Genomic DNA, 13,631 nt, shown 5'->3' with positions numbered 1-13,631 from the left:
AACGTACTCTACTTTTTCTATCTGCATCTCTTCTGCTTTATAAGTCCATACGGCGGTACCGTTCACGGCTGTAATTCTACCGACTACCGGATTCTCAAAAAGTGACAAGCGATCTGTTATGAGTACGTTAACATAGCCCGTAACGTGCGGCATCGTGAACACTTGGTTCATGCTGCTTCAAGTTGTTAACGTACTCATAGCGACGCAAAACTCACCCGTGCGCGCCAAGGAAAGGACTCCCATGACCACCCCCGACGAAAAGACACTCACCATGCTCACCAGACTGTTTGAGGAGGAGTTTGGCCCCATCGGCGACCGCCAGGTGCTCTACGTGCACGCACCCGGCCGTTCTGAGATCAGCGGCAATCACACCGATCACGAGGGCGGCCATGTTATCGCCGGCTCGCTCGATGTCGCCGTTGACGGTATCGCCGTGGCAACCGACTCCAACAAGATCCGCGTCGCCGACGAGGGCTATCCTACCTTTGAGATCACGCTCGACACGCTGGATATTCAGGAGTCCGAGAAGGGCACGTCCGCGAGCCTCGTCCGCGGTATGGCCCACGAAATCGCCGCTCTGGGCGTTGAGCCCCAGGGCTTCGACTTCGCCTTCACCTGCTCCGTTCCCTCGGGCGGCGGTCTTTCGAGCTCCGCTGCTGTCGAGGCGGCGTACGGTCGTGCCATGGAGGCGCTCTGGGGCGCACCCGCCATCGAGCCCGTCGCGCTCGCCCAGATGAGCCAGCGCACCGAGAACAACTATTACGGCAAGCCCTGCGGTCTTATGGACCAGGCCGCCGTGTGCCTGGGCGGCCTTGCCTACATGGACTTTGAGGACCAGGCTCAGCCTAAAACCCAGAAGCTCGAACTCAACTTTGAGGATCACGGCTATGCGCTCGTGCTCGTTAAGGTTGGCGCCGACCATGTGGCAGCTACCGACGACTACGCCGCCGTTCCGCGCGAGATGCAGGACGTCGCCGCCGAGTTTGGCAAGACGCGCCTGTGCGAGGTAAACGTGGCGGATTTTGACGCCAAGCTCCCTGAGCTACGCGCCAAGCTGGGCGACCGTGCCTGCCTGCGCGCCGTTCACTACTGGTACGAGAACGGCCTGGTCGATAAGCGCTGGGCAGCCCTTAGCGCCGGCGACATCGACCAGTTCCTGGTCCTGACGCGCGAGTCCGGTGCCAGCTCCGCCATGTACCTGCAGAATGTCGTCGCCAAACTGGGCTCCGAGCAACCTTCCATGTATGCCTTGGCGCTGGCCGAGCATGTGCTCGACGGCCGCGGCGCCGTCCGCATCCACGGTGGCGGCTTTGGTGGCACCATCCAGGCCTTCGTGCCGCTCGACCTGGTCGGCACCTTCATCACCAAGATGAACGGCTGGCTGGGCGAGGGCTCTGCCCGCCACTACGCAATTTCTGACAAGGGGGCTTACGCAGCATGGCTGTAATGACTGATGTGCGCGAGGCCGCGCAGGGCCTGATTGAGTATGCCATCCATCGATCCATGATCGGACAGGATGACCGCATCTGGGCCTACAACACCATTCTCGAGTGCATCGGCGCCACGGGTCCCGCGCTCGACATGGCTTGGGCGATGCAGAACGAGAAGCTCTCGCTCTTGCACCCCGATACGCTCCCCAATTTTGACCTGGAGGGCACGCTTGCCGCGCTTTCCGAGGACGCCGTTGCCAACGGCGCTGCCGAGGACACGGCGTCGGGCCGCGACCGCATCGCCATGCGCATCATGGGCGCGCTCATGCCGAGGCCTTCGGTTGTAAACGAGGAGTTCAACGGACGCATGGGCGTCAACGAGCCCCGCGCCGCGACCGACTGGTTCTATGGTCTGTGCTGTGACGCCGGTTACGTGCGCCGCGCCGCCATCGCGCGCAATATCAAATGGAGCACCCCCACCAACTGGGGCGACCTGGAAATCACCATTAACCTGTCGAAGCCCGAGAAGGACCCGCGCGACATTGCCGCGGCCGGCGCCGCAAAGAACACGGGCGAGAAGTATCCCGCCTGTCAACTGTGCATCGAGAACGAGGGCTACCCTGGACGCTCCGCCGCAGCCGACGGCGGCGCCCATCCCGCTCGCCAGAACCTGCGCGTTATCCCCATCCAGCTCGACGGCGAGCGCTGGGGCTTCCAGTACAGCCCGTACGCGTACTTTAACGAGCACTGCATCGCTATGAGCGCCGAGCATCGCCCGATGCACGTCGACCGTAAGGGACTGACCTGCCTGCTCGATTTTGTGGACCTGTTCCCGCACTACTTTATTGGCTCCAACGCCGACCTGCCCATCGTGGGCGGCTCGATTCTGTCGCACGACCACTTCCAGGGCGGCGCGCACGAGTTCCCCATGATGCATGCCGCCGAGGTCTCGCAGTTTAACGTGCCCGGCTTTGACCAGGTCAGCGGCACCGTGTTGCAGTGGCCGCTTTCGGTGCTGAGACTGCGCTCGCACGACCGCGCCCAGCTGCTCGACGCCGCCGAGAAGATTATCCTCGCCTGGCGCGAGTGGACCGATGAGTCTGTGGGCGTCATCGCGCACACAGCCGACGGCGTGGCGCATAACACTGTGACGCCCGTCATCCGCCGCGTCGACTCTCGCGGCAATGCCGGCGGCGAGATCTACGAGGCCTACCTGGCGCTTCGCTGCAACATCACAACCGACGAGCATCCGCTGGGCGTATTTCACCCGCATGCCGAGTACCACCATATTAAGAAGGAGAACATCGGCTTGATCGAGGTCATGGGCCTGGCCATTTTGCCGCCGCGCTTGGTTCCCGAGCTCGGCGCTGTCCGCGAGCACTTGCTGGCAGCCAAGGCCGATGTCAGTTACGACCTTGCCGGCGCGCTCGAGGGCGACGACCTTTGCCGCAGCCACGCCGCATGGGCCGAGGACGTCTTTGCCCGCCGCGCCGACGAGCTTACGGCGGATAGCGCCATCGACATCCTGCATGAGGAGGTCGGCATGGTGTTTGGCCACGTGCTCGACAACGCCGGCGTCTTTAAATGGGACGAAGCCGGTCGCGCCGCCCAGCAGCGCTTTATCGACTCGCTGTAGAGAACGGGTCCGAACGTTCAACAGCAGCCCGCACGACATAGCCACCTATACGACAACGGCGCCTGCCGGCAATATCGCCGGCGGGCGCCGCTTTTGGTGCAAGGGCAGCTAATTTGGGACGGGGCTATTTTGACTACTTTGCATCTAGAAGTAGTCAAAATAGCCCCGTCCCAAATTAGCTGCCTCTCATGAGAGTGGAAAATCTCCCACTCTAAGCCCGCTTGCGAGCCCAAAATGGGAGATTATCCACTCTCGTTTTGTTCGGTACGCCGTAACTCTAAAGTTCGGTTACCTCTACGCTGTTGTAGACCTCGTCCCAGCGGTCCATGATCAGGTGGCCGGTCTTGGGATCCATGGCGTTGAGCTTGCCGCAGGTATTGGCGGTCTTGAGCACCGTGACGTCGTCGGCGCCAGCAGCAATGGCATGCGCAAAACCGGCGATGGTCGAGTCACCGGAACCCGTCGCGTTCACAGCCGCAATCGCGGGCGTCTTGGCGCGGAACGCGCGGCCCTCATGGAATCCTACCGAACCGGCAGCGCCCATCGAGACAACGACCCAGGGAATACCAGCAAAGCGGCCATCGGCGGCAAGCGCCTCGCGCAGGGCATCGACATCATCGGTCGTAAAGGACGTACCCAGCAGGCCGTTAATCTCGGTCAGGTTGGGCTTTACGAGCTCGGGCTTAGCGTCGGACTCCAGCGCGGCCTCCAGCGATGCACCCGAGGTGTCGAGTAGCACCTTGGCGCCCGCCTCTTCGGCGATCTTGACGAGCTCGGCATAGTAGCCGGCATCGATGCCGCGCGGCAGCGAGCCCGAAAGCGTCACAACGTCCGCCTTCGCTGCAAGCTCGGCGAACTTGGCCGTAAAGGCCTCGAGCTCGGCCGGGGCGATCTGCGGGCCGCTCTCCAAAAGCTCGGTCTGATTACCCTCGTGCAGAATATTCAGGCAAATGCGCGTCTCGCCGGCAATGGGTACAAAGTCGTTCTTGACGCCGTCGGCATCCATAAGCTCGGCCATATAGGCACCCATGTGACCGCCAAGCAGGCCAGTCGCGAGCACGTCGTCGCCCAGCTGCAGCAGCACACGGCTCACGTTGAGGCCCTTGCCGCCAGCGGTCTTTTCGGGCGTCACCCGGTTAACATCGTCGATGACCAGCTTATCGAGCTGATAGCGCGTATCAATCGACGGGTTCATGGTAACAGTCAGAATCATATTGAACTCCTGTTTCCGGGGCACGACACGCGCGGCCCCAAACATACGATAGCTCGTTAAAGGATCTCGATCTCAAAGCCGCGGGTAACGGTCTCCCCCGGCTTGGCCACCAGGCAGCCACGCTTGTGCTCCAGAATATCGTCCTCGTCGGAGCAGGTGGACAGACCACCCCACGGTTCCACGGCCACAAAGTCGCCCTCGGGCTTGCTCCACACAATCAGGTATGGCATATCGGGGAACGTCAGACGCACGCCCTTGTCCTCGGTTTTCTTGGTAAGCGTAACCACGCGGCTCTCGAGCACGTCAAAGATGGTCTCTGCGAAGTCAAAGAGTTCGTGGGTCAGCGGCAGGTCATGGCCAACCATCGGGTTCTTGCTGCGATGCTCAACATCAATCAGGCCCGTCGAGGGAACGGCAGTACAGAGCTCGGTGGCCTCGCGCTGCTCAAAACGAAGCTCGTAGTCGTCATAGGACTCGCCCTCGTCAAGCGGGCACTTAAAGCCAGGGTGACCGCCCACAAAGAACGGCATGTCCTCGGTGCCCTCATTGGTCACCTCGTACGACACGGCCACCTTCTCCGCATCGATCGTGTAACGAGCAACGATCTTAAACGGATACGGGTACTGCTCGAGCAACTCGGCATGGTCGGCAGAGCTTAGGCTCAGCGCAACCATGTTGTCGCTCTGCTCCTCGAGTTTCCACTCCTGTTTGCGCGCAAAGCCGTGGCGGGCGAGCTTAACCTCGCGGCCGCCCATGGTCATTGCGTGACCGTCGCGAAGGCCGCCGCAGATTGGGAAGCAAATGGGTGCCTGGCCCGACCAGACTGCCGGATCACCCTGCCACAGGTACTCACGGCCGTTGGCCGCAATAGAAGTGAACGACCCGCCCGCCGTGCTCAGTGCCACGCGGATAGAACCGTTATCAAGAACAAACTCCATAGGAGCCTTCCCTTTCTTACGACAGCCCACCAAGTCAATAGGGCTGATAGAAAACCGGCCCGCGCCCCCTCACAGAAACGCGAGCCGTCAATTGAAAAGCTGCAGAATGCCGGGTACCGCCAAGAGCGAAGCACTCAAGCCAAGCAAGCAAACGTGTTATCGGAGCAGCTTACCGAACCAGAAAGCTTCGCAACAACAGCGGTAACCCTGCAGGTACCCCCAACGTCAGCGAGCGGCGCTCAGGTGCCCCAGGTCGCCGCGAAAGAGGAGCGACGCGTACTTCATGTACGCGAGCGACGGTTTGAGCGACGAGATGGGGTGCCTGAGCGCCGCGCAGCGTCGACCCGTTACGCGGTTTGGTAAAACCGCGTAACCCCACTAGTCGTGGTATTCTCCGCGGTCCCACTTCTCGAGGAACTCATCAAAGAAGTGCGGGTCGGCCTGAGCCTCGGCGTCGGCCTTATTGCAAGCATCGATCTTGGCGATCAGGGCATCGTGCTCGGGGGTCTTCTCGTAGGGCTCCTCCAGGAAGGCAAGCATGATATCGGCCATCAGGAACTCACCGGTGATCTTGCCACCAAAGCCCACGATGTTGGCGTTGAGCTCGCGACGGGCATACAGGGCAGAGGTCATGTCGCGAACCAGGGCGCAGCGGGCGCCGGGAACCTTGTTGACGGCGTTGGTGATGCCGATGCCGGTGCCGCACAGGGCCACGCCAAAGTCGGCCTTGCCGCTGGCAACAGCCTCGCCCACGGCCTTGCCGTAGATGGGATAGTGCGTACGGGTGTGGCTGTAGGTGCCGCAGTCGAGCACCTTGTAGCCAGCCTGCTCCAGGCGGTCGGCCAGATAGATCTTCTCGTCCGTAACGATATGGTCGCAACCGATTGCGATGGTCTTCTTCATCAGAACGTCCTTTCGTCTGAATTCACAAGTTGAGGTAGAAGTTCGAGTTCTCGGTGGCTCTCGTTAGGCCATCTTGTTGAGCATGTCGACACGGATCTGGTGACGGCCGCCGGCGTACTGGGCACGCAGGAACTCGCGGGCGATCTTCTTGGCGACCTCGGTTCCCACAACGCCCGGGCCCATGGTGACCATGCGCGAGCCGTTGTGCTCGCGGGTCATGTAGGCGGAACGCTCGTCGGAAATGTTAGCGACGACCATGCCCTTGATCTTGACGGCGGCCATATAGGAGCCGACACCGTACTTATCGAATGCGAAGCCCTGGGAATCCTTGTGCTCCAGCAGGTCCTTGGCAACGGCGGTAGCGGAATCGACAAAGTCCGCGGCAGGGGTCTCGGAATAGTCGACGACCTCGTGACCATCGGCGATGAGCATCTCCTTGATGGACTCCTTCATCGACATACCGTCGGCATCGGAAGCGATTACAACCCTCATGACATCCTCCTTGAGAGATACGCAGGTGCGTTGTTTCTGTTTGGAAGTGTTGAATCTCGTTCAGGTCCGGGCATCTGAATGTGCGATTCTTCACTGTTCATGTTTATTTGAACACATTCGAACAGTAACTGCAACAACTTTTTGTTTATCTTTGTTCTTTTTTGAACAAATACCGTTCACGGATGATTGCTGACCGTTTGGACCGGGCGCGGGCGTAGCGACCATGTGTTCAACAAACAAAAGGGCGGCCGAGAACGTGTCTCGGCCGCCCTTCGGCGGTATGCCACGGTATATACAGCTGTTTTAGCTACTAGGACTGCCCGCCCTTCTTGGCATGCTTGGACGGAGTGCCCAGAAAGCGGCCCGTCAAATAATTCGTCGGCCCGGAAATATCAATCCCCAGCAGTGTGTGCCCCAGCCACAAAAACGCCGCGAGCACCAGCAATGGGATAACGCACGAGGTCACTATCATCACGATGACACCTTCGATCAGATCGGTCACCTGCTGCACAATCTCATCGGTCATCTGCTTGGCGCCGCTGGTCACCGTCGTGACAAGACCCGAGGCACCGTCGGCAAGCTGTTCAAGCACGTTCTTGGACTCTGCGGACTCAGTCTTTTTCTTGTTTGCTTTGGAGCTATCGCTATCTGCCGCACTCGCAGCGTCAGTCGCCTTTTGCTCGGCCGCCTCGATGCTCACTCGATACGTTTCATCAACCTTCTGCGACACCCATACGCTCGCGGGCACCAACACCATGCTAATGATGGCGACCACCAGCACACGCGTTGCCACGCGACGAATGACCGTGCTCGTGCTCCAGCGTCCGTGAATGCCAAGCGACGCTGCAAAGAGCACTAGCGCAAACGGGATCAGGATGCCCAGGCCAACCGACCACAAAATCGTGAGTAAATATTTCTCTAGGTATAGCACGGCAAGCACGATACCAAGATTACCCGAAAGCTGTGCGAGCTGCTCGGCAACCGGCGTTCCCGTATCGCCCGGCAGCGCAGTGATACCCGCAGATAGGGCGACGCACGAGGTCGTGAGCGCCAATACATTGCCCTTCTTTTGATCGATGACCTCGATGGTGGAGTCCCAAGTCTTGGTATCGGCAAAATGCGGACGAGCCACAAACCCCGACAGCAGCGCCAGTACCACAAGCGCAACGATGAGGCCAATCTGCAGTTTTTTGTTTGCGCACACGACATCGGATAGGCTGGGCTGCAGCTCGGTCACCGTTGTTTGCTCGGTTATCTGGACAGGACGCCCATGAGCCATCTCGCCCGCGTCTCTCTTTTGAATCGATCCGTTGTCCGGCATTTGGATACCTCCTCATTCCGGCCTGTATTGCGGATGGAAGTATACCCACCCAGCGAAAAACCGAACGGGAGGAGGCGCAACGGGCTGCCGCATGACCCGCTTGCCACGAAATGGGCCCATCTACTACGTTTAACTGCCCATCCCCGACCATGCCCCGTGGCGTAAAAACAAAACCACAGGTAGAACGCTTGCAGTTTTTCATGAAACGCGGGTATGGACGGGGGTATCGGGTTAAACGTAGTAGATGGGCCATTTTCGTGGCGACGCTGCCAACCGATCCCCTGGGGACGGAGGAGAACGGATCATTTTGGGCCGTCAGCCCCTATTTCACCGCAACTTGGAGGAGGACAGAAAAAGCCCTGCTGCGGGTAGCGGCAGGACTTTTGGAAGGGGCTTGGTTGTGAGGGCTCGTTAGGCGAGCTTGGCCTCGAGCTCGGCGATGCGCTTGTAGGCATCGATGGTAAAGCGGGCCTGCTTCTCCAAGATCATAGTGGTCATGAGAGTGTCCTGAGCGTGAGCCATGATGAAGGTCATCTCCATCTCGCCGCCGCCGGCCTCCTGCGAAAGCAGCTTGGTCTGCGTGTCGTGGGCGCCGATAAGTGCATCGCTGGCATCCTTGTGCAGCTGTTCGGCCTTCTCAAAGTCACCCTCGCGAGCAGCATCGAGCGCTGCAAGCAGATCGGTCTGGGCGTCACCTGCGTATGCGACAATCTCGAATCCAACCATCGAGATTTCTTCTTTGGTTGCCATATTGCGTTCCTTTCACATATGAACCAACGGAGAGCATCGCGTCCGGGCATCCGCGCTGCGCTGTGTATGACAGAAACAATAACATTCAAACAAAAAAGAACAATACAAAACGTAATTTCGAGCTATGAACGGTCAATTTTTGCCCGTGAACGGTTTCCAAACCATTTCGAACAATATCAAACATGATTAACGGAAACCCAAACAGGACCGCGCCCTAACGCAAATCGTGCACCGTATCGCCCTCTACGAGCACGCCGGGGATCAGCATGTGCTCCACGCCAGACGCAACTCCCTCGGCGCCGGCGATCTTGTCGACTGCCCACATGCCGACACGCTTGTTGTCAAAGCGCACGGTGGTCAGGCGACGATCGGGCACGATGTCGCCCAGACTATCATCAACCCCCACCACGCTCACGTCCTCGGGCACACGCCTTCCGCGCGACTCGAGTCCGCGAATGCAGCCGTAGGCCATGGCGTCATTGGAGGCATAGATGGCAGTACAGGTCGGATCGTCCGCCAGAGCCTGGCCTGCGGCATATCCACTCCGCGCCGTCCAGTCGCCACGGATGAGTCGCGGCAGCTCAATACCATGCGCACGCAATGTCTCGCGCCAGCCCTCCTCGCGCTGCATGCCCGAAAGCGAGCGTTCGGGACACGAGATAAAGTGCACGGTCTTGTGCCCCTGCCCCAGCAAGTACTCGACAACCTGGCGCGAACAATCGAACTGATCGTTATCGACCGTCGAGCACAGCGGGTGCTCCAGCATGGTAACGAGCACCGTCTGCATACCAGGCAGCGGCTCAAAGGTGCCAAAGTCCGCCGGCATGCGATTCATGATCACAACCATGCCATCCACCGGCAGTGCGCTCATGCGCGACGATGCGCTCTCGAGAGTATAGGGATGTCCATCTACTTTAGTGAGGGTAATGGCGTAGCCGTGCTTATCGGCGGCGGCGGCAAAGCCCTCCATACGGTCGAGGTTGCCGGTACCGGTAATGTTGAACATGGCGACGCCGACGGTCTTAAACTTGCCGCGGCGCAGCGATCGACCGGCAAAATTGGGGCGATACCCCAGCTCGCGCATGGCGGCACGCACGCGCTCCTTGGTCTCGGGGCGCACGCTGGGTGAATCGTGGACGGTGCGCGAGACCGTCTGTTCTGAGACGCCCGCGAGGAGCGCCACATCCTTAACGGAAACCGATTTTTTAACAGCGGCCATAGGTCGATCTTTCTATGTCAACGATGCCATTGGTGGCACCCTACGCAGTCAAATGAAACATCTTCAAGTATATCTAACGCCTCCCCCACCATACGCTCACCACCCAAAACCTACCGTTCACCGACATTTTTGCTTCCCCGAACGGCTTTTATCGCCCAAATGTTAACGTTGCCATTGTGCAAACACAGAGCCACCGGGCGGCTCAAACGTTTACGCGCAAGAAATCGACGGTCCGCAGGCACAGGGGCCATCGGTTCGCATCTTATTTTGTGTCACAAAATGGCAACGTCAGCATTTTGGCAACCAAACGTCAAAAGCTACCATCGTTGCTAACCCACCGACTCTTAGGAGCTTTGCATGGAGCAACTCATCGCCACCATCGAAAAGGGCCAGCCCTTTTTCAACGCGATCGCCCGCAACAAGTACCTCAAGGCGATCCGCGACGGTTTTATCTCCGTCATCCCCATCATCATCTTCTCGTCCATCTTCTGCCTGGTAGCCTCGGTCCCCAACATCTGGGGTTTCTACTGGCCCGATGACATCAACAACGCCCTGTGGAAGTGCTACAACTACTCCATGGGCATCCTGGCCATCGCCTGCGCCGCTACCACGGCCAAGCATTTCGCCGACGCCCAGAACCGCGATCTGCCCAAGAATAACCAGATCAACTTTATCTCGTGCATGTGCGCGGCCATCATCGGCTTCTTGCTCCTTTCGAGCGACACCATCGCCACGGATGCCGCCAGTGGCTTCAACACCACCTACCTTGGTTCCAAGGGCCTACTGACCGCCTTCATCGCTGCGTTTGTGACCGGCATCATTTACAAGTTCTTTATCAAGCGCAACATCACCGTCAAGATGCCCGAGCAGGTTCCGCCCAACATCTCGCAGACCTTTAAGGACATCATCCCCTTCTCCGTCTGCATCACCGTCTTTTGGGTCTTTGACATCGTCTTCCGCGCTGCCTTTGGCTTCTGCTTTGCCCAGGGCGTCATCCAGGTGTTCCAGCCCCTGTTCACCGCTGCCGACGGCTACATCGGCCTTGCTGTGATTTACGGCGCCATGAGCCTGTTCTGGTTCGTGGGCGTCCACGGCCCCTCGATCGTCGAGCCCGCCATCGCCGCCGCCCTCGTTTCCAACATGACCGACAACCTGGCTGCGTTCCAGGCCGGCCAGCACGCTTCCGCTGTCCTGACCCAGGGTGCCCAGTACTTCGTCGTCTGCATGGGCGGCACCGGCGCCACGCTCGTCCTGGTCTTTATGTTCTGCTTCCTGGCCAAGTCCCAGGAGATGCGCGCTGTCGGTAAGGCCGCCATCGTCCCCGTGTGCTTTGCCGTCAACGAGCCGCTGCTGTTCGCCGCGCCTATCGTGCTCAACCCCGTCTTCTTTGTCCCGTTTGTCTTTGCCCCGATCGCCAACATCTGGATCCTCAAGATCTTTATCGACTTCTTGGGCATGAACGGCTTTATGTACACCCTGCCTTGGACCGTCCCCGGCCCCATCGGCACCATCATGGGCCTGGGCTTCCAGCCGCTCGCCTTTGTGATGCTCGCCCTTATCCTGGTCGTCGACTTCGTTCTGTACTATCCGTTCTTCCGTGCCTATGACGCCCAGAAGTGCGCCGAGGAGGCCGAGATTTCCCAGGAGGAGCTCGCCGCCAAGAACGCCGAGAAGGCCGCCAAGCTCAACGATGCCTTCCAGGGCAAGGCCGATGCCAAGAGCGTTGCCGCCGGCGCTGCTGCCGAGGCCGTGGAAGCCGGCGCTCCCGCCGCTTCCGCAGCACCCGCTGCCGAGGCAACGGCCACCAGCGACCTCAACGGCAAACGCGTGCTCGTGCTCTGCCAGGGTGGCGGTACCTCGGGCCTGCTCGCCAACGCGCTGGCCAAGGCCGCCAAGGAGCGCGGCATCAATCTTGAAACCGCTGCCGAGGCCTATGGCAACCACGTGGACATGCTCCCCGACTTCGATCTGGTCGTCCTGGCCCCGCAAGCCGCAAGCTACCTGGCCGACCTGCAGAAGGACTGCGAGCGCGTGGGCAACAAGTGCGTCGCCTGCCGCGGTAAGCAGTACATTGAGCTTTCCCAGAACGGCGATAAGTCTCTCGCCTTCGTAAGCGAGCAACTCTCGAAGTAAGTAACGCACAGGGCCAGCCGACCATCCAAGACCGGCTGGCCCTTCGATTTAGACGATTGGATCATCATGTCCGTTAACCCTGCTAGCGTCACCAACCCGCCTGCGCAGTTTCCCGAGGACTTTGTCTTTGGCGGCGCCACTGCTGCCTACCAGGTAGAGGGCGAGACCCGCACCCACGGTAAAGGCAAGGTTGCCTGGGACGACTTCCTGGAGGCCCAGGGGCGCTTTTCCCCCGATCCCGCTTCGGACTTCTACAACCAGTACCCCGTCGATCTGGAGCTGTGCGAGGAGTTCGGCATCAACGGCATTCGCCTCTCCATTGCCTGGAGCCGCATCTTCCCCAACGGCACCGGCGAGATCAACCCCGAGGGCGTGCAGTTCTACCACGATCTCTTCGCCGAGTGCCACAAGCACCACGTTGAGCCGTTTGTCACGCTGCATCACTTCGACACGCCGCTTGCCCTCTTTGAGAAGGGCGACTTCCTCAACCGCGAGACCATCGATGCCTTTGTGGACTTTGCCACCTTCTGCTTTAAGGAGTACGCCGACCAGGTGACCTACTGGTTCACCTTTAACGAGATCTGGGCCGATGCCTCCAACACCTACATCGAGGGCACCTTCCCCGGCGGCGTCAAGGCGCATCTGGCCGAGGCTTTCCAGTGCGAGCACAACATGATGCTCGCCCACGCCAAGGCCGTACTGGCCTTCCACAACGGCGGTTTTAAGGGCAAAATCGGCGTCATTCAGTCGTTGGAGTTTAAGTATCCGCTCAACGAGAACGACCCCGCCGACATCAAAGCCGCCAACAACGAGCACGTGTTGCAGAACCAGTTCTTGCTCGACGCCACCTTCCGCGGCGACTACGCGCCCGACACCCTCGAGTGCGCCAACCGTCTGGCTGCCGTCTCGGGCGGCACCATCGAGATCCTGGACGAGGACCTCGAGATTATGCGCGAGGCCGCGCTCTACAACGACTACCTGGGCGTCAACAACTACCAGTGCCGCTTCTTGAAGGCTTACGACGGCGAGAACGACCTGCACCACAACGGTACGGGCGAGAAGGGCACCGGCCGCTGGCGCGTTAAGGGTATTGGCGAGCACGTGAACAAGCCTGGCATCCCCACCACCGACTGGGACTGGATCATCTATCCCGAGGGCCTGTTCGATCTGCTCGTCTACATTAAGCAGCGCTACCCCAACTACAAGCAGATCTTCATTACAGAAAACGGCATGGGCTACAAGGACCCCTACAAGGACGGTTTTGTGGACGACCAGCCGCGCATCGACTACATCGAGCAGCACTTGCGCTGGCTGCTCAAGGCCATGGAGGTGGGCGTCAACGTGGGCGGCTACTTCCTGTGGAGTCTGCAGGATCAGTTCTCCTGGACCAATGGTTACAACAAGCGCTATGGCTTCTTCTACGTTGACTTTGAAACCCAGAAGCGCACGCCCAAGGCAAGCGCCTACTGGTACAAGCACGTGGCGCAGACCCGTCGTCTGGACTAGCAGCTGGCGACCAGCGGAATTGCCCCGCTCACATAACCTGTCCCCATTTCTCAGCCGGGGGTGGCACGTCACACGGCGCGCCGCCCCCGG

The 13,631-nt window shown here is 59.8% G+C and carries 11 protein-coding genes; 4 read left to right on the top strand and 7 right to left on the bottom strand.

From position 1 onward, the window contains the following. The first annotated feature begins 241 nt into the window (after window positions 1-241). Window positions 242-1,447, top strand: coding sequence for a galactokinase (locus tag ACTNBY_RS00725; RefSeq protein WP_441063004.1), 1,206 nt, complete (start codon window positions 242-244; stop codon window positions 1,445-1,447). After that, window positions 1,438-3,066 carry a UDP-glucose--hexose-1-phosphate uridylyltransferase gene (locus ACTNBY_RS00720; RefSeq protein ID WP_441063003.1) on the top strand — a complete coding sequence of 543 codons (1,629 nt, stop codon included), beginning with the start codon at window positions 1,438-1,440 and terminating at the stop codon, window positions 3,064-3,066. The genes ACTNBY_RS00725 and ACTNBY_RS00720 overlap by 10 nt, the downstream gene beginning before the upstream one ends. Window positions 3,067-3,343: 277 nt before the next feature. Here ACTNBY_RS00720 and ACTNBY_RS00715 read toward each other — a convergent pair whose 3' ends face one another. The 7 genes from ACTNBY_RS00715 to ACTNBY_RS00685 form a co-directional block, all read right to left on the bottom strand. Then, on the bottom strand, window positions 3,344-4,279 hold the full coding sequence (locus tag ACTNBY_RS00715; RefSeq protein WP_441063002.1) for a hexose kinase: 936 nt from the start codon (window positions 4,277-4,279) through the stop codon (window positions 3,344-3,346). A 56-nt stretch (window positions 4,280-4,335) separates the two neighbouring features. Beyond that, window positions 4,336-5,217 carry an aldose 1-epimerase family protein gene (locus ACTNBY_RS00710; RefSeq protein WP_441063001.1) on the bottom strand — a complete coding sequence of 294 codons (882 nt, stop codon included), beginning with the start codon at window positions 5,215-5,217 and terminating at the stop codon, window positions 4,336-4,338. Between the two features lie 378 nt (window positions 5,218-5,595). Beyond that, entirely contained in the window at window positions 5,596-6,120 is a 525-nt protein-coding gene (gene lacB, locus ACTNBY_RS00705) for a galactose-6-phosphate isomerase subunit LacB (RefSeq protein WP_006234831.1), read from the bottom strand. A gap of 63 nt (window positions 6,121-6,183) precedes the next feature. Further along, a complete protein-coding gene (gene lacA / locus ACTNBY_RS00700; protein ID WP_006234830.1) occupies window positions 6,184-6,612 on the bottom strand; it encodes a galactose-6-phosphate isomerase subunit LacA in 429 nt (142 codons plus the stop codon). Between the two features lie 310 nt (window positions 6,613-6,922). After that, on the bottom strand, window positions 6,923-7,933 hold the full coding sequence (locus ACTNBY_RS00695) for a hypothetical protein (RefSeq protein ID WP_441063000.1): 1,011 nt from the start codon (window positions 7,931-7,933) through the stop codon (window positions 6,923-6,925). A 411-nt stretch (window positions 7,934-8,344) separates the two neighbouring features. After that, the gene (locus ACTNBY_RS00690) at window positions 8,345-8,683 is read right to left on the bottom strand and encodes a PTS lactose/cellobiose transporter subunit IIA (protein WP_055252615.1); all 339 of its coding nucleotides are present in this window, start codon (window positions 8,681-8,683) and stop codon (window positions 8,345-8,347) included. Window positions 8,684-8,897: 214 nt separating this feature from the next. Further along, the gene (locus ACTNBY_RS00685; protein WP_427718989.1) at window positions 8,898-9,902 is read right to left on the bottom strand and encodes a LacI family DNA-binding transcriptional regulator; all 1,005 of its coding nucleotides are present in this window, start codon (window positions 9,900-9,902) and stop codon (window positions 8,898-8,900) included. Between the two features lie 357 nt (window positions 9,903-10,259). Here ACTNBY_RS00685 and ACTNBY_RS00680 point away from each other — a divergent pair, with 357 nt between their 5' ends. Further along, window positions 10,260-12,035 carry a PTS lactose transporter subunit IIBC gene (locus tag ACTNBY_RS00680; protein ID WP_427718986.1) on the top strand — a complete coding sequence of 592 codons (1,776 nt, stop codon included), beginning with the start codon at window positions 10,260-10,262 and terminating at the stop codon, window positions 12,033-12,035. A gap of 66 nt (window positions 12,036-12,101) precedes the next feature. Next, window positions 12,102-13,541: a 6-phospho-beta-galactosidase gene (gene lacG / locus ACTNBY_RS00675; RefSeq protein ID WP_154514977.1), complete on the top strand. Its 1,440-nt coding sequence runs from the start codon at window positions 12,102-12,104 to the stop codon at window positions 13,539-13,541. Window positions 13,542-13,631 lie beyond the last annotated feature (90 nt).

It is taken from the genome of Collinsella sp. HCP28S3_E12 (assembly GCF_052065595.1).
Lineage (GTDB): Bacteria > Actinomycetota > Coriobacteriia > Coriobacteriales > Coriobacteriaceae > Collinsella.
The sequence above is the reverse complement of the archived record's forward strand: the minus strand, read 5'-3'. Positions and strand labels throughout refer to the sequence as shown.